Source organism: Lysinibacillus sp. UGB7, assembly GCF_049058285.1.
Lineage (GTDB): Bacteria > Bacillota > Bacilli > Bacillales_A > Planococcaceae > Lysinibacillus > Lysinibacillus sphaericus_B.
The window spans coordinates 1-19,375 of the sequence record NZ_JBMGUV010000011.1 but is presented as its reverse complement, the minus strand read 5'-3'; the positions used below and the strand labels follow the sequence as shown (position 1 = coordinate 19,375).

At 35.5% G+C, this 19,375-nt stretch carries 18 protein-coding genes and 1 other annotated feature; of the genes, 12 read left to right on the top strand and 6 right to left on the bottom strand.

From position 1 onward, the window contains the following. The first annotated feature begins 25 nt into the window (after window positions 1-25). From ACOMCU_RS11600 to ACOMCU_RS11590, 3 genes are all read left to right on the top strand, one after another. The gene (locus ACOMCU_RS11600) at window positions 26-742 is read left to right on the top strand and encodes an SDR family NAD(P)-dependent oxidoreductase (RefSeq protein ID WP_421050265.1); all 717 of its coding nucleotides are present in this window, start codon (window positions 26-28) and stop codon (window positions 740-742) included. 27 nt (window positions 743-769) lie between these two features. Beyond that, entirely contained in the window at window positions 770-1,321 is a 552-nt protein-coding gene (locus ACOMCU_RS11595; RefSeq protein WP_421050264.1) for a hypothetical protein, read from the top strand. Window positions 1,322-1,529: 208 nt separating this feature from the next. Continuing rightward, complete coding sequence (locus tag ACOMCU_RS11590; protein ID WP_010860957.1) at window positions 1,530-2,039, top strand: hypothetical protein; 510 nt, start codon at window positions 1,530-1,532, stop codon at window positions 2,037-2,039. 182 nt (window positions 2,040-2,221) lie between these two features. Here ACOMCU_RS11590 and ACOMCU_RS11585 read toward each other — a convergent pair whose 3' ends face one another. The 5 genes from ACOMCU_RS11585 to ACOMCU_RS11565 form a co-directional block, all read right to left on the bottom strand. Continuing rightward, complete coding sequence (locus ACOMCU_RS11585; RefSeq protein ID WP_421050263.1) at window positions 2,222-3,403, bottom strand: multidrug effflux MFS transporter; 1,182 nt, start codon at window positions 3,401-3,403, stop codon at window positions 2,222-2,224. Window positions 3,404-4,055: 652 nt separating this feature from the next. After that, window positions 4,056-5,168 carry a Ger(x)C family spore germination protein gene (locus ACOMCU_RS11580; RefSeq protein WP_421050262.1) on the bottom strand — a complete coding sequence of 371 codons (1,113 nt, stop codon included), beginning with the start codon at window positions 5,166-5,168 and terminating at the stop codon, window positions 4,056-4,058. After that, window positions 5,165-6,244, bottom strand: a complete 1,080-nt coding sequence (locus ACOMCU_RS11575; protein WP_421050261.1) for a GerAB/ArcD/ProY family transporter — start codon at window positions 6,242-6,244, stop codon at window positions 5,165-5,167. The genes ACOMCU_RS11580 and ACOMCU_RS11575 overlap by 4 nt, the downstream gene beginning before the upstream one ends. Before the next feature lie 30 nt (window positions 6,245-6,274). Beyond that, window positions 6,275-7,645 (bottom strand): spore germination protein, encoded by a 1,371-nt coding sequence (locus tag ACOMCU_RS11570; protein WP_421050351.1) that lies wholly within the window; start codon window positions 7,643-7,645, stop codon window positions 6,275-6,277. 417 nt (window positions 7,646-8,062) lie between these two features. Then, complete coding sequence (locus ACOMCU_RS11565; protein WP_421050260.1) at window positions 8,063-8,461, bottom strand: glucosamine 6-phosphate synthetase; 399 nt, start codon at window positions 8,459-8,461, stop codon at window positions 8,063-8,065. Between the two features lie 89 nt (window positions 8,462-8,550). On the opposite strand from ACOMCU_RS11565, the gene ACOMCU_RS11560 reads away from it, so the two are divergent. The 8 genes from ACOMCU_RS11560 to serS all read left to right on the top strand — a co-directional run bounded on the left by ACOMCU_RS11560 (window position 8,551) and on the right by serS (window position 17,868). Beyond that, the gene (locus ACOMCU_RS11560; protein WP_421050259.1) at window positions 8,551-8,748 is read left to right on the top strand and encodes a hypothetical protein; all 198 of its coding nucleotides are present in this window, start codon (window positions 8,551-8,553) and stop codon (window positions 8,746-8,748) included. 286 nt (window positions 8,749-9,034) lie between these two features. Further along, window positions 9,035-10,858, top strand: a complete 1,824-nt coding sequence (locus ACOMCU_RS11555) for an IucA/IucC family protein (protein ID WP_421050258.1) — start codon at window positions 9,035-9,037, stop codon at window positions 10,856-10,858. Continuing rightward, entirely contained in the window at window positions 10,830-12,584 is a 1,755-nt protein-coding gene (locus ACOMCU_RS11550) for an IucA/IucC family protein (protein WP_421050257.1), read from the top strand. The genes ACOMCU_RS11555 and ACOMCU_RS11550 overlap by 29 nt, the downstream gene beginning before the upstream one ends. A 2-nt stretch (window positions 12,585-12,586) precedes the next feature. Then, on the top strand, window positions 12,587-13,819 hold the full coding sequence (locus tag ACOMCU_RS11545) for an AMP-binding protein (RefSeq protein WP_421050256.1): 1,233 nt from the start codon (window positions 12,587-12,589) through the stop codon (window positions 13,817-13,819). Next, window positions 13,816-14,073: a petrobactin biosynthesis protein AsbD gene (gene asbD, locus ACOMCU_RS11540; protein ID WP_010860948.1), complete on the top strand. Its 258-nt coding sequence runs from the start codon at window positions 13,816-13,818 to the stop codon at window positions 14,071-14,073. Before ACOMCU_RS11545 ends, asbD begins: the two co-directional genes overlap by 4 nt. Window positions 14,074-14,086: 13 nt before the next feature. Then, the gene (locus ACOMCU_RS11535) at window positions 14,087-15,061 is read left to right on the top strand and encodes a DUF6005 family protein (RefSeq protein WP_421050255.1); all 975 of its coding nucleotides are present in this window, start codon (window positions 14,087-14,089) and stop codon (window positions 15,059-15,061) included. Beyond that, window positions 15,058-15,882: a sugar phosphate isomerase/epimerase family protein gene (locus tag ACOMCU_RS11530; RefSeq protein WP_421050254.1), complete on the top strand. Its 825-nt coding sequence runs from the start codon at window positions 15,058-15,060 to the stop codon at window positions 15,880-15,882. The genes ACOMCU_RS11535 and ACOMCU_RS11530 overlap by 4 nt, the downstream gene beginning before the upstream one ends. Window positions 15,883-16,249: 367 nt before the next feature. Beyond that, window positions 16,250-16,465: a binding site (T-box leader), on the top strand. Window positions 16,466-16,587: 122 nt separating this feature from the next. Beyond that, the gene (serS, locus tag ACOMCU_RS11525) at window positions 16,588-17,868 is read left to right on the top strand and encodes a serine--tRNA ligase (RefSeq protein WP_421050253.1); all 1,281 of its coding nucleotides are present in this window, start codon (window positions 16,588-16,590) and stop codon (window positions 17,866-17,868) included. Between the two features lie 350 nt (window positions 17,869-18,218). On the opposite strand, the gene ACOMCU_RS11520 is transcribed toward serS, so the two are convergent. Further along, a complete protein-coding gene (locus ACOMCU_RS11520) occupies window positions 18,219-18,692 on the bottom strand; it encodes a DUF2975 domain-containing protein (RefSeq protein WP_421050252.1) in 474 nt (157 codons plus the stop codon). Between the two features lie 303 nt (window positions 18,693-18,995). Here ACOMCU_RS11520 and ACOMCU_RS11515 point away from each other — a divergent pair, with 303 nt between their 5' ends. After that, window positions 18,996-19,157: a hypothetical protein gene (locus tag ACOMCU_RS11515; protein ID WP_421050251.1), complete on the top strand. Its 162-nt coding sequence runs from the start codon at window positions 18,996-18,998 to the stop codon at window positions 19,155-19,157. Window positions 19,158-19,375: the final 218 nt, after the last annotated feature.

Genomic DNA, 19,375 nt, shown 5'->3' with positions numbered 1-19,375 from the left:
ATTAGAAAAGGAGAGTGTCATACATATGGTGAAAAATTACATGATATTTGGTGCTAGCAAAGGGTTGGGTGATGCATTTGTTAAAGGGTTACCTGAACCAGGGGACAAAGTGTGGATTGTCTCCAGAAGTAGACCAAAAAGCTTGGATTTAAACGATGGTGTTCAAAGAATATGGCTAGAAGCAGACTTATCACAACAAAATAAAAAAATTAGTGAACAGCTAAAAAATGAATGCGTGGATGTCTTGATTTATAACGTTGGTGTTTGGGAGGAAAAAGGCTTTGAAGATGACTATGACTTCGAACAGGATGATCCTGCAGATATAGCCAATATCATTAATATCAATATTACATCTACGATCACTTATATTCAGGGGTTACTACCAAATTTAAGAAAGTCGAAAAATGGTAAAATAATCTTGATAGGGTCAACGGTAGGATTGGATCATACAAATAACAATCAAGTATCTTTTGTGGCATCGAAATTTGGCATTCGCGGGATTACAAATGCTTTACGAGAACATGTTAGAAAAGATAGAATCGCCGTTACATGTGTTAATCCAGGTGAACTAGCAGCAGAAATTCCCTATGAGGATGGCCCTGAAAAAGCCATAACTGAATATAATGGTACTCGCATTCCAGTGCAAGATATTGTTGCAATCGTCAAATGTGTTGTGAGTTTGTCCAACGTGTCATGCGTCAAAGAAATTCACGTACCTGCAATCACGGATCTAAACGCATAAAGTAAGGGTGGTGACTGGTGTACACATATGACAAATAGAAAAATGGCATTGGTAAAAGCTTTTCCTCCGGATATAAAAGAAGATGTTTTGGAAGCAATAAGTATCATACGTCAAACAGACAAGCTAGATTTTTTAAATAGTTTTGAAGTGTATGTAAATAAAAATAGTATGAAAATTCCTGAACGAATCTATTTTAATGAACCTACATTGAGCGATTATAATTCATTATCTGCGCGATCTCAGATAATAATAGATTGCTTATTTACAAGACATCATGATGGTTTTATTCGACAAAGAAAGGTAGAAAAAGTTATAAAATACTGTGCACAATATAATTGGATTATTCCATTTGTAATAAGATTAACAGGAGAGTATGTAATAGAAATATTACAAACGATTAAAGCTAATTTAGCGGTAATGGATAAAGTATCCATCAAACAGTTTATTAACGATAATGAAGTGTTCTATCATAGGATTGAACAAAGAGTAATAAGCTATTGGAATTGTTACCACAGGCGGGAATATCCAAATGAAAACGATTATAGTGGTTTTGAAATTTTAAAATTTTATAACACATAAAGCGACTTGTTTTGAATAATCTGTTTGATAGGTCGTCTTCCGTTTCAAATGAAACTGGAAAAATAATATTAAAGGATATTGTTAACCTAGAAGACTCTACCCCATTTTTCAATTAGGTCCACAGATCAATGTCGTGTGAGTTAGGTTTCATTCTTTTTGATTAAAAATCTTTCCTTTTGTCGAACTTAATAAAAAGGGGAGATTTAGCGTGTATACAGTGTCAAATTTAAAATTACTGATTGATAAACAAGAGGAAATTGATGCGATTTATCAAAACTGCGAAGAATTAAAAAAAACGACTGTTACGCCTAAAATGAATTCTGAAGTCGATAAATTAGTGGATTCTATAAACAAGCGGTTAGTTGAACGAGGTTTTACTGTTACATTAACGTCTACCGGTTTAATAGCAAATTATAAAGAGGCTGTTGTAAATGTCGACAAACATTCAAAAGACTTGGAAGAATGTTTTTTTATAAATTTTAATAATTATGCGGAAGATAGGCTTTCCATTATTTTAGATATCAAACAAACTAACAATGCACAAACAAAGTCAAATTATCTAGATGGTTTTGCTGAATTTTTACATCAAATGAGTGATAAGCTGAATAACGCTAAGAATTTCCAAGATGCGTGTCGCGTCGCAAACCTCATTTATAAGACCCAAAATAATGTAACTTTCTATTCTGCAGAAGAAGTAGTCAATTACTATTTTAAATAAGCCAAAAACCTCCCTTATCATGAATATGGAGGTTTTTTTATGCAGAAAAAGGGTTGTTAAATTGGAAAATAACAGGATGGGGTTATCGATATTATGAACGTGCCAATGGGTTTTTTTTTGTAAAACAGCACTAGGGAAAGCCACCCCATTTAAAATAGGGTGGCATGAAGTGAACGATGGATTTAGTTTGTGTTAATATGTTTTTTCGCAAGCACCCACATGGTGATGGTCATTATCAAGAAATAGAGTGGCATTGTTATCAATGAACCATTATGAAGAAAACTCATTCCTGATGTTACGAAACTTACTAACAAGTAATAACCTAAACTGAAAATAGCTCCAGCTGTTCCCACAACATCTTGGAAATTTACCAGTGCTAGACTTAAACAGTTTGGTAAAGCAATGCCCGCTCCTAATAACACGATAAATATAGACGTTAATATACTAATCATTAACACGATATTTGGAAGTATAGTAAATATACTTACTAGTGTTAGTATTAAAGAGCCTACAAACATAACGCAACAGCCAAGGTGAATGATTTTTTCTGGTGGCCATATAGTTACTAGCTTTTTAGAAATCATAGCGCCAATAATAGATGCCAGTGCCACAACGATTCCTAAGAAACCAAAGAGCCCAGGAGACAGATGAAAGTGTCCTATAAATATGAACGGTGCTTCAGCGTAATAACTAAATAAAATGCCATTTATTCCACCAATGAGTAGTCCAAAAACGACAACCTGTGGAGATGAAATGATTCGTTTTACGACTGGTAAAATAGCAACGCGTTTTCTAGTTGAAACATTTGTTGTTTCAGGCAGCTTTAAATAAGCATAAAAAAACAACAAAATACTCATGATCACTAGTACCAAGAATACTGCCTTAAAACCGAAGACTTGATCGACCCAACCACCAATAAGTGGCCCTACAGCAGGGGTAAAGGCAATCACTGCCGATATTTGGGCAAACATGGAGTGTCTTTTATTTCCTGATATACTTTCTCGTAAAATCGTTTGTGTAATGACTGATCCTGTAGCTACACCGAAAGCTTGAACGAACCGGCTAACTAGCAGAAAACTTATAGAATCAGCGTAAAAACACATTAAACTTCCAATACCATAAAATATTAAACCGCCTAACATTGCGGGTCTTCTGCCAATAAAATCAGAGAGCCATCCCCAGCAAAAAACCCCTAGCGCAAATCCAATAAAATAGATACTTAAGGTTAGCTGTACGGAACTATTTGAAGTGCCAAGTGCAACAGCTATATCTGGTAATGATGGCGTATAGATTGTCTCACTAATTTGTGGAAAAGCGACTAGAACAATCATTAAAAGTAACGATGGTGCAGTATATTTATTCAATTTCTTTGCCCTCCTACAAGCATGGTCTAATTATTTAAAATAATTAGATCCTAGCTAGGGAAACGGCGGGACCATTATTAGTATACGTTCGTAGGATGTCATGATTTAATCACCTTTTATGCTTTGGAGTAGGAGTACATAGATAATTTAATTATAAGGCTTATTACTATTTTTAAAAGACTAAAATGGTAATTACTCAAAAATATGCATTTTTTAATAAATAACATAAATATGCCCTGCAGCACGAATCCCAAAAATGAATAAAGAATATTTTTATATAAAACCAGAATTAACAGTTGAACGATCATATGGAGAATATAAATTTTCGACCAATGGGTACATAAAGAAATAATCGAGTGCAGCTACTAGTTTTCGATAAAAAGCGGGACAGTCGAGACCCTAGACTGTGCGTGCGAAGGAAGTGGCTCGGCTCCGACCTCGATAAGTGCCCGTCTGCAGTGGGAATCCACAGTCATATTATCTATATTTATGATAAAAGTAAAAAGATTGTAGACAAACTTGAAGTTTTTCGAATTTGTCTACAGTCCCGTAATATGTGCTTATGTCTGGACAGGAAGATGCTAGTCATAAACATTTATGATTATGTGTAGTAAAGTACTGTCCTGAATAGAATATACATTCATGGTTACTGTTATTTCAACGTACCTGTACTTATAATAGATGTTTCGACATGGATATCCACTTCTAGTTTACGCACTACCTTATCCGTCAGTTCATTGTTCCATTTTCCTTTATAGTACATGCGAAAATTTTCACTTAAACCAATAGGATCAATTTCAAGCTTTTGTGTTTTTTCTATAAATTGTTGTATTTCTTGCTCAAGTTGTTTATCAATGTCATGCTCAAGTTGTGATAATTTATCAGGAGTATTTAATTTATTTTCTCTTTTTCCTTTGTATTCACTAAGCGTGCCTTTAATTTTCAAAGAAATGGCCAATTTTGGAGATTGTAAATCTTTATTGCTTTTCATTTTCACCTTACTTTGTATTAAATCAAGCAGTATTTTATCCTTTGTATTGTTTTGATTCAATTCTAAAGGTAATGGTGAGAGTTCTTTCTTACCTTGTAGTGCTTGTATGACAAGCGCTTCTTCTGGTGTAATCATGTCATACATGTTTTTATCTTTAAACAAAGCGACACCCTTAATTTCTACTTTGTCATCTTTTTTTGCAAGTACTGGAATGATTGGGTCGAGTACTGGGTTAGTGAGGGTGTAGATGAAGTCATGAATATTAGTATTTGGGTTGAAGGCAGTATTGATGCTAGGTTGCAATAAATCATTTAAATAAAAGTCGATGTTCGGTTTGTCAGGATAATCTCCCTTTAATATATCTTCGCCGCTATCTTTTACGATTGCGAGGTAAACTTTATTTCCAACCTCGGCACTTCTATATAAATGCTTAATGATTCTTTGTACGTCACCTTTACGAGCATATTCTTCATTGATTAGTACAACGCGTAATTGATTCAATACAATTTTTTTATCTGAAAGTTTTTCAACTTCTAGAATCCCATCTGATACTAAATCCGTATGGACAGTGAAAATCTGTGTATTTTGTTCAACATCTGGCATGAATTGAGGAATAGCAACGGTTAACTTGGTCGTATCTTCATCGATATAGTCAAATGCTAAAACGCCGACCATGCCAAAATCCTCTAAAGGCACCTTTAATTCTGGTGATGAGCAGCCGGCTAAAAAAGTAATTGTTATAAATCCCATAATACTTAAGAGCTTTCTACTCATTGTTGCACCTTCTTTTTTCGAATTACATAAACAAGACTCAAAAAGATGGGTGAAACGATGATTGCGTAACCTGCATAGTTACTTCCCAAAAATAATTTTTTCTGGAACTCTTGAGAAAATGGCATATTTACTATGAAAAAAATGATGATTGACAGAATGACTAAATAATATTTAGCATTTTTAGAAATTAACGATTCCATGCCTTGCTTTGCACACCATACATAACCAGATATTGCACAAAGAATGTGGAAAATCCACAGTGTCATGCCGAAAATATCGATTCTTTCGATAAAAGAAAATTCTCCAGCTTTAAATAAATTTAATATCGAAAATTTGACATTTTCCAGTTGCCATTCAGAAAAGTACATAACACTCACCGCAGTGGCTACAAAATAAAGTAGAATACTGATCCAAATGCCTATAAATGCATGTTTATAAGCTTTTTTTTGATTAATAATAAAGGGGAAATAAAACATGATTAACTCATAGCCTAAAAGTGAGAAATAGCCATTTTTTAACGCGTCAAAAAATTCGTGGCCAGTAAAATTAAAAATAGGAAGAAAGTGACTGATATCACCTTTTTCAATAGCCCATCTTGTGAAAAAAACCAAAATTAAAGTAATAAAAAAAGTTAATATACAAAAATTTGCGACGGATTTAATCCCGCCTTTAACGATATATAATAGTAACAAAAGAATTAACAGTACCGGTATCGTAATGGTTTGTTCCGGCAGGGCTGTACTTTCGATAAGATTCATGTAATCCGTTATAATACCAGCTGTAAAAATAACGAATTGAAGAACAAATAATATATTGAGACACTTGCCGAACCATTTGCCTAACAATATTTCATTTATGCGAAATAAATTTTCATTTGGAAACTTCGAACACAGCCAAATCATTGGCCATAGTGTGAAACTCGCGATTATGCCCATGATGAAAGGAAAAAAGGTTTGACTGTATCCTAAAGGACTAAGCTTTTGAGGGAGGGACAGCAGTCCGGTACCAATCATGACACTTTGTGCCAGAAAAACGACATGATATTTATTTAATATTTTTTGATTGTAAGTATTCAAGTCAAATTACCTCAGCTCCCAAGAAATGCGTTATTTTTTTGGTGATTTTGAAATGCCTTTTTTGGCAATTAAAAATATTGTGGGAAATCTAATCACACTATCCAATAAATCACTAATCTTACGAGGGATGAACGGCGTGATATATGGTGTTCCCAATGATTTTAAATGTTGTAAATGAATAACTAGCCAAGCAAATGCTAACATTTGGCCAAATAATCCAAAGAAACCGGCTGATAAAATAAAAGTATATCGAACGACTCTACTTGTATTACTCATTAGAAAAATAGGTGGTAGGAAAGAAAGTAATGCAGAGGTAGCTACTAATACAATTAAGATATTACTAATGAGTCCGGCTTCTACAGCAGCCGTTCCGATGACAATACCTCCTACGATACCGATTGTTTGTCCGACTTTCGCAGGCATTCGAGACCCAGCTTCTCTTAATACTTCTATAATAAGTTCAATAAATAATACTTCAAAAAGCGGTGGAAAAGGTACTTTGCTTCTTGATTCTTGTAGATTCAATAAAAGTTCATATGGAAGAATTTCAGGATGAAACGTTAAAGCAGAGATATACATAGGTGTTATCATAATTGTCAAGAAAAACCCGAAAAAACGTAACATTCGTAGTAAAGATGCTGTTGTCCAACGATTATAATAGTCTTCAATAGAAATGAACATTTCAAGAAATGATGTAGGACAAACGAGAGCGGATTGACTATTGTCCATAAAAACAATGATTCTTCCATCGATGAGGTATTGACTAATACTATCTGGTCTAACACTCATGTAATATTGTGGAAAAGGAGATAAGGGATTATCTTCAATCAACTGTTTCAATATTGAAATGTCTGTAAATATGGGGTAGTTTATATTTTCTATTCGCTGTCTTAAAGTCACTAAATTTTCCTGGTTTACGATATCTTCCATATACATAATGGTTATTTTATTGTTAGCTTCTGTACCAATAACAAAATCTTCATTTTTCAGTTTCGGACTGCGAATGCGTCTTCTTACTAAGGATATATTAGTATCTAACGATTCAGTAAATGCATCCTGTGGACCAATCACTGTAGATTCTGTTTCGGTATTTGTAATAGCTCGTGTTGGAGCACTATATGTGTCAATACTTAGTAATTTATGTGATTCGTGAAAATACAAGAGAGTATGTCCAGCATTCAACTTCGTTACAACATCTTTAAAATCTGTTTGATTTAGTACTTCAGATACTTGATGAATCTGATGAATATAATTCGTTAAAGGAATATAGATCATAGTTTGTAATGTCATCTTTTCCACAAGAGAGAAGGAGAAAATTACCGTTACAATGCCCTCGAACGTAGGGATTTTCTTAAAAACAACATCATCGATCTGTTGGGTACACTCTCTTAAAGCTTCTATGGTTTGTTCAGCTACTTCGCTAGAAGCATTCGAAGCTTGTTGTTTTAAATGTTCACTTAACGTGGTGCGTACTAACTTTTTATATTTCACACGTACCACACGCCTTTCTGTCTAGATATTGCAATTTTGACCATAATTTGTGAAATGTATGCATTTATAGTAATGTTTATAAAAAAATTTGTGGTAAGTGGAGGAATTCGTATGATGGATGTGAATTGGAAAGGAAAGTGAATTAAACTACATGCAGGTAATCACAAAGATAGGGACAGCGTGGTTATCCAAAAGGGGGGAATGAGCACATAGAAATGCTTCATGCAAATAATGGTACTCTAAGATAATATAAAAATCATGCACTAAACAACATGAATTTGTTTAATGCATGATTCTTATTACTCAGTTGATGATGATTCCGTATATTTAGTCGTTAGCTAGCGTTAGAAGAAACTTATCGCGATCGGCTTCCTCTTGCATTTTACTATCCACAAGCATTGCGCCATACTGCACCTTTGTCATGTCACGATCCACTAAAAATTGAACATTCACTTTAGATTCTTTGTTATTGACAGGACAATCCCCTTCGAATTCAACAACATCCTGTCCTTTTTGCGTTTCGAAATATACCCAATATGGATTTTTACATGTCGAGGAAAAGGCTATGTCGTATGTTTGGTTACTATTTTCAATCGAATAGTTTTTAACATATGTAATATATTCATTATCTGTAATATCCTTTTGTGGACCGTAAAAATACCAAAACACCCCTAAAATGCCGATTGGTATAATCCATAGAATAGTACGTTTGTTTAGTTTCCCCATGGTTTCATCCCCCTTTATAAGAATATATTATCATTATTTTACTGGATTTTGCTAGCTTACTATAATATTTTCTATTTTGGGGTTTTATCTTGTTAGACGTAGCTGCGATAAGTAATATAGATAAATCTGAGCGAACTACCGATATAGATTTTTCGGAGGTTAAAAAAGCAATTGAACGCCAAAATAATATATTTGGTGACAAGTTAGATGAACCATCACGTAGTATATTTTTATTAATTATTGATAAAAAAATGTTAAAGGTAGGTGGCCTGTTCATGAATCAATAGGTCCTTAGACAGTTGAGCCATTTCCATCATTCCTGTAATATGTAATTATGGATGAAAATGATAATCATTATCAATCGTGAAACATAGCTATTAATCAACTGTTATTTTATAAATTTAAAATTTTCTTTTAATTAACAGGGAGTTGTATCATTTGTCAGCAACACATTTGTTTCCATTTACTTCTTATTATGAGTCTTTCTAATTAGAAAGACTAATTTTTTTAACAGTAAATGATAATGATTATCATTTACTAGAAGGAATGCTCTGTGAAAGGATGGTTAATTACATGCAACAGATTGCTAAACAGATTGCAGAAAATGCAACGTTTCAGGCGTTTATGAATTGTTATATACGAGAAGTGAGTAGCGGACATTGGGTCAAAAAGGAGGAGTGGATAAAAGAACAGCAACTATCTATCCTGATTACAGAGGCACATATGTTAGAGCTTGAGTTGCCGATACAAAACACCCGTTTTGCATTTGGTGTGGAATACAAATCTCTTGTTGGAAGACATATATTTGGCGTCTCGTTGAAGTATTGTACAAAACAAAAACAATGGCTTTTTGAAGATAAATTAACGATACTCATCACGCTCATTCAAGAACTACATTTAATGGCAAAGGCGGACGGATGTCCTGGTCTTTCTTCCCATTTTGATGAACTCATTCTTCGCATAATTGAGAGCTATCAAACGATGGCAAATTATATTGAAAAGAGTTTGGAAGATAAGAAACAAAATGGAGCTAACGATACGTTTATTGAAGCTGAGCAGTCTCTCTTATTTGGACATTGGCTTCATCCGACACCTAAAAGCAGACAAGGAATGGCAAATTGGCAACAAGCGAGTTTTGCTCCAGAGCTACAAGGTTCTTTCCAACTTCACTATTTTCGTGTCGACCGTAATATTGTGAAAGAGTCCTCTGTATTAGAAAAAAGTGCGAGTGAACTTATTTTTCAGTCTTTAACAAAATCGCAACCTGATTTTGTTATGTCAGAAAAGGAGTGTCTCATTCCGATGCACCCGCTTCAAGCACAGTGGCTTTTACAGCAACAGTATGTAAAACAAGCGCTTGCTGAAGGATTGATAAAATATGAAGGTGCACTTGGGGCATTTTATACAGCAACTTCTTCGATAAGAACGGTATATAGTTTAAATGAAGAAATGATGTATAAGTTTTCAATTCCTGTCCAAATAACGAATTCATTGAGGGTAAATCGAACTCATGAACTAAAAGCTGGAATTGTTATGGCTCGGTTAATGAATAAGATTGATTTCTTACAGAAACATTCATCTTTTCGGATGATTGATGACCCAGCCTATATGACTGTAGAGTTTCCAAATCAGACGGAATCAGGATTTGAGGTTATTTTTCGCTCAAACGTATTTCCTAAAGGACATGATGAAGGAATCTGCATGATCGCTGCTCTTGTTCAAGAGCCTCTGCCTAAAGAAAAATCGAGACTGTGTCAGCTCATCATGAAAATCTCTCAATCAGAATGTCGCTCATTAAAAAGCGTAAGTTTAGATTGGTTTAAAGTCTATTGGAAATGTGCGATTGAATCATTATTAAGGTTATACGATGAGTATGGGATAGCTCTCGAAGCGCATCAGCAAAATAGTGTGTTAAACATTTCTTCAGGTTATCCAACTACTTATTATTATCGTGATAACCAAGGCTATTACTTATCAAAAACATATAAAGAAGAACTTCTTTCAATAGAGCCTTCTTTACATGAAACAGAAGAGCTATTTTACGAAGATGACCTTATTCATGATAGATTTACATATTATTTGTTTATGAATCAATTGTTTCCCGTTATTTCCCGATTCGGAGCAGATCAAATAATCGATGAAAAAATTCTTTTGAAGTGGTCTATCGATCAACTGCACTTATTAGAAAAAGAATTTACAGGTCTCGGGAAGGCATTTGTTCGTAACATTTTAAAACAAGAAAAGCTGGCGTTCAAAGCAAATTTATTAACAAGGTTTCATGATGTAGATGAACTAGAAGCCGAACTTGAACAAGCGGTATACACGAAAATTCCAAATCCGTTTGTTCTTCAGTATGAGGAGGCAGAATATGCAGCAGCTACAGCCTTTAGCTTCTAAACAAGGAGAGTTACGTGTAAGGCGGCAGCTTGTGGAAGCAATGATTTTTGAAGGACTAATCAAATATGAAGAAACTCGTCTAGATAAAAGGACTTCAATCCTTACTCTTGTTGGACAGAAGTGCACCTATCGTTGTGAAGGGACAAGAATGGCATTTGATCGCATCCGAATAAAGGGAGATAGTATTTTTCTAGTAGGAAAAGATGAAACGTTACTAGAGGCAACACTTGAGGATCTAGTAGATGAATTACTTTCGACTGTTAGAGACAAAGCTCGATTACTGAAAGAACTTCATTTAACGAGTAAGCTTTGTGAATGGAATGATCGTCATCTCCAAATGCAAATGTCAAGAAGAAATTCGAGCTATGAAGAATTAGAATCAGAAATCATTGAAGGACATCCTTATCACCCTTGTTTTAAATCAAGAACCGGTTTTACGATCGACGACCATAAAGACTATGGCCCTGAGGCAAAGCAATCATTTACCCTTCAATGGGTTGCAGTGAGAAGAAGCTACGTACGAATCACTGTTCTTGAAGAGGAAGAGAGCTTTTGGAAAAGAGAGCTAGGGCAATTGATGTGGGAAGACCTTCTTGCAAAGCTTGCGGTATTCGATGGAACACATGAAGAATATACGTTTTTACCGGTTCATCCTTGGCAGTGGCATAACATGAAACATGAACTAGCTGGATTAATTGAGCAAAAAGATCTAATTCCCCTAGATGTGAAAGGAGATTACTATCGGGCAACACAATCGGTGCGAACATTATGGAATTTTTCAAATCCTGAAAAAGCGCAATTAAAATGCTCGATGAATATGGTGAATACCTCTTCATTACGAAAATTACATTCTCATGCTGTTTGTGCCGCTCCTCATATTTCAGCATGGCTTAAACAGGTGATTCAATTAGACTCCTATTTACAAAAGGAAGCATCTCTTATTGTACTGGAAGAATATGCAGGAATTATTTTTGAACCGAATGCAAAAAAACATAGCAGAAAACTAGAAGGTCAACTTGGCTCAATATGGCGAGAAAGTGTGCGCTCGTATATGAAGGATGATGAGGAAGCGGTACCGTTTACGGTGCTAATGATGATGGAGAAAGATGGGCGTCCGTTTATAGATGAATGGCTTTTCCGATATGGAACGGAGGAGTGGGTAAAGCGCTTGATCGAAGTGAGTGTTATTCCTGTATGGCACTTGCTTGTTGCTCACGGTATTGCTGTTGAGGCCCATGCACAAAATATGATTTTAATCCATCAAAATGGCTGGCCGACTCGGGTTGTACTGAGGGATTTCCATGACAGTATCGAATATATAGAAGAATTTATTGCGGACAGAAGCCTCGTTCCAGACTTCGAAACGATACACGAACGTTTTAAAGATGCACCTGTCGATCATTATTATTGGATGTCTTCTATAGAGGCTTTACGAGAGTTAGTTATGGATACATTATTCGTGTTTCATTTAAGTGAATTATCTTATTTGTTAGAAGAGCAGTATGGATTTGCAGAAACACGTTTTTGGAGTCAAGTTAGAGAAGGAATACAGAAGCACTTTGAACGTTTTCCATCATTATGCTCAAGAAATGAACAGATTCAGCATAATAGTACACATATTTATGTTGAATCTTTGCTAACAAAGAAACTTCAAAATCAAGAAGAAGGTAATTTTCGGCATATCGTCAGCAATAGGTTGGCGCAAGCGGATAAAAAGGGGGAATGATGATGTTTTATGTCAATGATCAATTTTATACAGTAGAAGATATCGACAAGCAATATGAAATATATGAAAGCTTATCTCATCTAAGAGAGTGTAACAATCGCAGACTAGCTATTTGTACGGACGATATTTTCCAATATATAGCTCTATGTTTATATATTCGCCAAAAAGGTGGATCAGTCGTCCCAATCCATCCAGCGACACCAAAAGAGGGGGCTGTGCGGCTTGCTTCTTCAGCAGGTAGTCATCTTTTGTTGTTCCAATCGATCGATTCTTTCATCGAACTATCAAATCATTCTAATCACCAAGAAGGAGTATTAGTTCAAATGAGCTCAGGTACAACAGGAGCTCCGAAATGTATTGAACGAACGTGGAATTCAGTGGAAGAAGAGATTGAAAGCTATGTGAAGACGTTACCTGTCGATTCCTTGACAAATTCTATTGTCGCTTGTCCGGTTACTCATTCTTATGGATTCATTTGTGGTGTCTTGGCTTGCATAAAAAGGGGAGCAAAGCCGGTTATTATTACGAATAGTAATCCTAAATATATTTTGAAAAAGCTTAAAGAATTTCCTAAGCACATACTCTATGGGGCTCCAGCGTTACTTCATACATTAAGTCGTTTATTGCCTATTGATCAACAATTTGATCGTGTGATGACGTCAGGAACTGTGATGCCGCATAGCTGGTTGACATCATTAAGAGAGAAATCTCGCCAAGTATTACAGCAGTATGGATGCTCTGAATCCGGGTGTGTTGCGATTCACCCTAATGTGGAAGATCCTAAAGAAATGGGCTACCCCCTCCCTCATGTGAAGGTGACAGCTGGTGACAAACAAACACCGAGCGAAATTATCATTGAATTGCCTACACAAACGATTTATACAAAAGATCTTGGCTATATAGAAGATAATGTTCTTTCTTTTCTTGCAAGAATGGATGACACGATTAATGTAGCAGGCTTGAATGTGTATCCGCAAGAAGTTGAAACCGTGTTAATGGATGACCCAAGAATAGTCGAAGCAGTCGTATATAAGAAACAAAACAACCTATCAGGAGAGCGAGTATGTGCACTATACGTGTCTACTGAACCAATCGATAATATGGAGCTTAGAGAATGGTGCCGGAAATTTCTCGCTCCACATCAAATGCCGATGGAGTTTATGTTTGTTCATGAAATTGAAAAGCTGCCAAATGGAAAAGTAAGTAGAAAAAAACTTGGAGGCATTCCAGTATGACGAGACAACAATTGATCAAGAGCATCTATGATATTATGGAAAATTCATTAGAGTTGCAGACACTGTCTTCTTTTAATGAAGATGCCCGGTTAAATGAGGATTTGTATATGGATTCAATTATGGTCCTTCAACTGATTCTTCATTTAGAGTTGGATCTTGGCATTTCCATTCCCGATGAGATTCTCGTTCCTAAAGATTTCAAAACAGTAGGAACATTAGCAAGCTTTTTAGAAAAACAGCAAAAAGTAGAATAATCGGAGGAGAAAAATGATAAAAGTTCATTGTTTTGTAAGCTGTGTTTGTGAAGTTATTAAGAAAACAAAAGGCGTTGATCATAGGCCCTACTATTTTGGGGTATGGGATGCAGATTTTGATGTGCTCGATAATGGAGTGCTAGCATACCACTCAGATCGTATTGATCATCATTTCTTTCAAACATGGTATGAAATGCTCTATGGAATCAAGCTTTACAAATGGTATGACGAAGAACAATCAAAACAAGAAAATATAAACAAGCTGCAAAGGTTATTAGAAAATGAATCTCCACATCAACATGTGATGGTGATGCTGGATTTATCGATGCTTCCAGAGCGAGAGAATAAATTTCATCAACGTCCATTTCCACATTATGTGATGCTAGAATCGACAGAAAATGAAGCAGAGTGGTTTATGTATGACCCTGATTTTCGCTGGGAAGGGATTTTGCCGAAGGAGAGGATTTTAGATGCAATTCAAGAGCCAACTGTCGGAGGTGGCTATTACTTTGATTCTGAGACGATTATTGCTCCAACTACAGAGACGGTTGAAGCCTATTTTAATACATGTATAAAGCTTCATAGTAATCCGATGACAGAAGCAATTACCGAAATTATTAAAGGGTATACCGTAGGAAAAGAAAAAGAAAGTATGTCAAAACTTCCGACTGCCTTAAAACAATTGCCGGTTTTAGCGATTAGAAAGTATGCATATGAACATGCGTTTGCGTTTTTTTGGGAAGCTCTTGGCCGCGATGAGAAAGGCTTTGAAACATGGTGTGATGAAATTGAGCGTCTAGTGAATGGTTATACAACGATTCAGTATCGAGCGATGAAACTTGCGATGACGCAAGTTTTGTTATTAGCTGAAGATATTTTTGTGAAGTTAGAAGAACAAAATCTCCTTGAGTTCAAGATAAAGCAAGGATTACAAGAATGTTTTAAAGCATGGTTAACATTACAGCACAAGAAAGAGGTTATGTTATGAAACTATCTATCTGTACGATCTCGTTTCGGCACCATCTCCACTCGATTGATCAAATAGCTCACTTTGCAAAAACTCAAGGTTTTCAAGGAATCGAGCTCTGGGGTGTGCATGCAAAGAACTTGGCAGAGGAACTTCAATATGGAGCAGATTGGCTAAGCTCCTACGGTTTGGAAACGAGCATGCTTAGTGATTATTTGCCATTAGAAGCACCAGTTTCTGAGATGATGGCTGAAACAGAGAAGTTATCTTCACTTGCAAAGCGCTGGGGAACGAATAAGATTCGTACATTTGTAGGAAAACAGGGCAGTTCAGACACGAGTAAGAAAGAAAGGGCAGAACTTATTTCTAGGCTTAGAATGCTCTGTGATTATCTTGAGTCAAAAGGACAATATTTGCTTGTTGAAACTCATCCCAACACATTGACAGATAATTTACCTTCAACGATGCAGTTACTCGAAGAAACGAATCACTCAAGCCTACGAGTGAACTTTGACGTTTTGCATATATGGGAATCAGGGTTAAACCCTATTGTCGCCATGAAGCAACTTCGTCCTTACATCTCACATTTTCACTTTAAAAATATTGCCTCACGTGCATCACTTGGTGTTTTTTCTCCCAACAATGTTTATGCTGCATCAGGGTCTAGAGAAGGGATGGTTCCATTGTTTGAAGGTGCAATTGATTATGATGAATTCCTAGCAGGAGTACATTCAATCGAGGAGGTAGATGCGTCATTGGAATGGTTCGGATCGAATGTGAAGAGCGTATTAGCAAAAGATGTTCAGGAGGTTAAGAAGGCGTTGCAGTTGGTGCAAATATAATGTAAGGTTGTTTAAAACATATAGGAAAATCGTTTGATTCAATCTAAATTAAAACTATCTCTACTATAACTACTAGAAGGTTCTTTTTGTTAACAATGAATGGGGAAATGGTAGAAAGGGCTATTGGCGAAATCAACAGCCTATAAACTTTATCGCATGACTCATATTACATGTTTACATGCATTAGTGATTGTTGCTAACAAGATAATAAATGATCATTACTTCGTTAAATCTCAACAGCCCTGTTGGGTTGTGCATTTCATCTGGAATTAACCGGTGATTCAAGAATTCTAGAATATTTTGTATCCTATGGTATGACTTGCAAAAACTGTTTTCATATAGTACAGTATGGTTAAAATTTAAATAACTGAACACGATGATGGGAAGTAGTAGCAAGCACGTTTTTTTTAGAGAGTCAGCGGTTGGTGGAAGCTGATAGAAGCACTTGTGAATCCGTCCTGGAGTTGCACAGTCGAAGTAATGTAAGTAGGCTGTAGCCGGCTGAAATGCCGTTATGAAATAAGTGGATTAGGTATATGCCTAATCAATTAGGGTGGCAACGCGGGTAGCTCTCGTCCCTTTTTAGGGATGGGGGCTTTTTTGTGTTTATTTTGATTCAAAGCGGAGCTATTCGAGTTTAGCTTGCAACGCAATTACACCAAGACTTAATGGATGCAATGTCATTAAACTACTGGAGGTATGACTATGTTAGATATTAAACGCGTACGCGATAATTTCGCGGAAATTAAAGAAATGCTATTAACACGTAATGAAGATTTAGGCAACTTAGATGACTTTGAGGATTTAGATGCAAAGCGTCGTGAGTTAATTGCTAAAACAGAAGAATTAAAAGCAGAACGAAATAAAGTATCTGAACAAATTTCAATTATGAAACGCAACAAGGAAAATGCAGATGAAGTTATTGCTCGTATGCGTCAAGTAGGCGATGAAATTAAAGAGCTAGATGTTCAACTAAATGATGTTGAAGAGCGCTTTAAAGATATGATGATGCGCTTGCCAAACATTCCACACGAATCTGTACCAGTAGGGACAACAGAAGACGACAATGTAGAAGAATATACTTGGGGTGAAATTCCAACATTTGATTTTGACTTTAAAGCACACTGGGATCTTTCTACAGATTTGAAGATTGTTGACTTTGAACGAGGTACAAAAGTAACAGGTAGCCGTTTCTTATTCTACCGCGGGCTTGGAGCTCGTTTAGAACGTGCATTAATGACATTTATGATGGATTTACATGCAGAGGAGCATGGTTATGAGGAAATGCTACCACCTGTCATTGTTAATCGTGATAGCTTGACGGGTACTGGAAATCTTCCTAAATTTGAAGAAGATGTATTTAAATTAGAGGAAACAGATTATTTCATGATTCCAACGGCAGAGGTACCTGTAACAAACTTCTATCGTGATGAAATTTTACTGGCCGAGGCTTTACCACAAGGCTTTGCTGCCTATAGTGCGTGCTTCCGTTCAGAAGCGGGATCTGCAGGTCGTGATACACGTGGTTTAATCCGTCAACATCAGTTCAACAAAGTAGAACTAGTTCGCTTTGTAAAACCAGAGGAATCATACGAACAATTAGAGCTATTAACAAACCATGCGGAAAAAGTATTGCAATTACTAGGCTTACCATATCGTAAGCTAAAAATGTGTACAGCTGATTTAGGTTTTACTTCAGCGAAGAAATATGATTTAGAAGTTTGGATTCCCGCACAAAACATGTACCGTGAAATTTCTTCTTGCTCTAACTTTGAGGATTTCCAAGCACGACGAGCGAATATCCGCTTCCGTCGTGAGCCAAATGCAAAACCAGAATATGTTCATACATTAAACGGTTCAGGTCTTGCCATTGGTCGTACAGTTGCCGCTATCCTAGAAAACTATCAACAAGCTGATGGAAGCGTAGTAATTCCTGAAGTTTTAAGACCATACATGGGTGGTAAAGAAATTATTGCACCAAAATAAATAACGGGTAAAAGCTATTTTAGATATCCTTTAACAGGTAATTGTCTTGCCTTTTTATCGATTTACAGGTGCTTTTAATAGTATCGGGTGGTGTAAACGCCGTGGATTTGAAAAAAATGCTTTATTTCTTAAAGGAATTTTAGCGAGACTAAAAAAGATGTTACTATAATCAAGGATGGGGTGCATTAGAAAAAATTTAGAAATGACATTTTGCAGCTCTTTCGCATTTTCCACTATTTCGCAATCGGGCGCAATTCTTGAAAAAGAATAGGCGCCTATTTTTCATTTAAGAGCCATTTAATTTAATAGGGAAAGAAGATATTATACCTGCAAAATAAACATCTACATTTTTATTTCTTTTTTTCTAGGATATTTTTTAATGGCTTTTGAAGTACGTCCATAATGGCAGCGATGATAGCTGTTGCTAATATCCCTATTAGTCCAAGTGCTATTGGACCTGCTGGGTCATCACCCGTGAACATGGCATACACCCTTAAGTAAACTATTACTAATAAAATTAAGAAAATAATTGTAAAAGCGCATTTTTTTATAACCTTCAAGGATTTAAGGGATAACTCGGAAAAAGCGTTGTTACTATCGATATAACTCAATAGTTTATATGCTTGATACAAAGCTACAGAAAACGTAATGCATACTCCATACGCACATATTAACAACGGATATATCGAGTAATCTCCTGGACGCAATATAGCATCTCTTCTGGCTGCTTCAGGCAACAAAAATATACACACGGCAAGTACCGCAATTCCAATAAGAAAAGCAACAACCTTTAAGAAAAAAGTTGAACCTAGTTTACCATTCATTTAAAGCACCTCACTGATTTAATGATTATATGATTTTAATATAACATTTATCGATTATCAATAAATTTATTTTGTTTTTTATTATATTGTTATTGTTTTAAATATTGATTTGATTGTTATGTGGGAATCGTACTTGAATTATTGTAAGTTTTATTATGAAGTAACTTAACAATCGTGCGCAATTCAGCAGCAAGAATTGTGCTTTTTCTATTTGAAAAGGTTAGATTGGAAATCGAAAAAGGTTTCTGATAAATAGAAGGAGAAATACACATGTATGGCTAGCAACACAAAGATAAATGCCTTATGAAATTAGCGAGGCAAAATGAAGCCGAAGAATGTTTTTTAGAAGCATTGAAATTAACAAAAACAAAAGAAGATATCTCATTGATTGACTCAACTCAAAAAGCATTGAATCTGTTAAATGAATTGGAGTGGAAAGCCTCTAGTGAAAATCCTGATGTATAAGAATAAAAGAAGAGTATAGGTTTATTCAACAAATCGGGCGCGATTGTTGAATATCATTTAGATTAAACGATTTTATTGTTATATTTTTTAGTATAGTAAAATATCTTAGATCTAAAATTAAACAATATATTTTTAACCCCGTCTAAATTTAGAACGGGGTTATGCTTGTTTGAGCTTTTAAAATTAAATACCTTTATTATCATTTTACATCTGAATGA

What these genes read in the sequence shown, in the direction of transcription:
- ACOMCU_RS11600 (WP_421050265.1), top strand. Translation starts at nt 26, where the DNA reads ATGGTGAAAAATTACATGATATTTGGTGCTAGCAAAGGGTTGGGTGAT.
- ACOMCU_RS11595 (WP_421050264.1), top strand. Translation starts at nt 770, where the DNA reads ATGACAAATAGAAAAATGGCATTGGTAAAAGCTTTTCCTCCGGATATA.
- ACOMCU_RS11580 (WP_421050262.1), bottom strand. Translation starts at nt 5,168, where the DNA reads ATGAGTAGAAAGCTCTTAAGTATTATGGGATTTATAACAATTACTTTT.
- ACOMCU_RS11565 (WP_421050260.1), bottom strand. Translation starts at nt 8,461, where the DNA reads ATGGGGAAACTAAACAAACGTACTATTCTATGGATTATACCAATCGGC.
- ACOMCU_RS11555 (WP_421050258.1), top strand. Translation starts at nt 9,035, where the DNA reads ATGCAACAGATTGCTAAACAGATTGCAGAAAATGCAACGTTTCAGGCG.
- ACOMCU_RS11550 (WP_421050257.1), top strand. Translation starts at nt 10,830, where the DNA reads ATGCAGCAGCTACAGCCTTTAGCTTCTAAACAAGGAGAGTTACGTGTA.
- ACOMCU_RS11545 (WP_421050256.1), top strand. Translation starts at nt 12,587, where the DNA reads ATGTTTTATGTCAATGATCAATTTTATACAGTAGAAGATATCGACAAG.
- asbD (WP_010860948.1), top strand. Translation starts at nt 13,816, where the DNA reads ATGACGAGACAACAATTGATCAAGAGCATCTATGATATTATGGAAAAT.
- ACOMCU_RS11535 (WP_421050255.1), top strand. Translation starts at nt 14,087, where the DNA reads ATGATAAAAGTTCATTGTTTTGTAAGCTGTGTTTGTGAAGTTATTAAG.
- ACOMCU_RS11530 (WP_421050254.1), top strand. Translation starts at nt 15,058, where the DNA reads ATGAAACTATCTATCTGTACGATCTCGTTTCGGCACCATCTCCACTCG.
- serS (WP_421050253.1), top strand. Translation starts at nt 16,588, where the DNA reads ATGTTAGATATTAAACGCGTACGCGATAATTTCGCGGAAATTAAAGAA.
- ACOMCU_RS11520 (WP_421050252.1), bottom strand. Translation starts at nt 18,692, where the DNA reads ATGAATGGTAAACTAGGTTCAACTTTTTTCTTAAAGGTTGTTGCTTTT.
- ACOMCU_RS11515 (WP_421050251.1), top strand. Translation starts at nt 18,996, where the DNA reads ATGAAATTAGCGAGGCAAAATGAAGCCGAAGAATGTTTTTTAGAAGCA.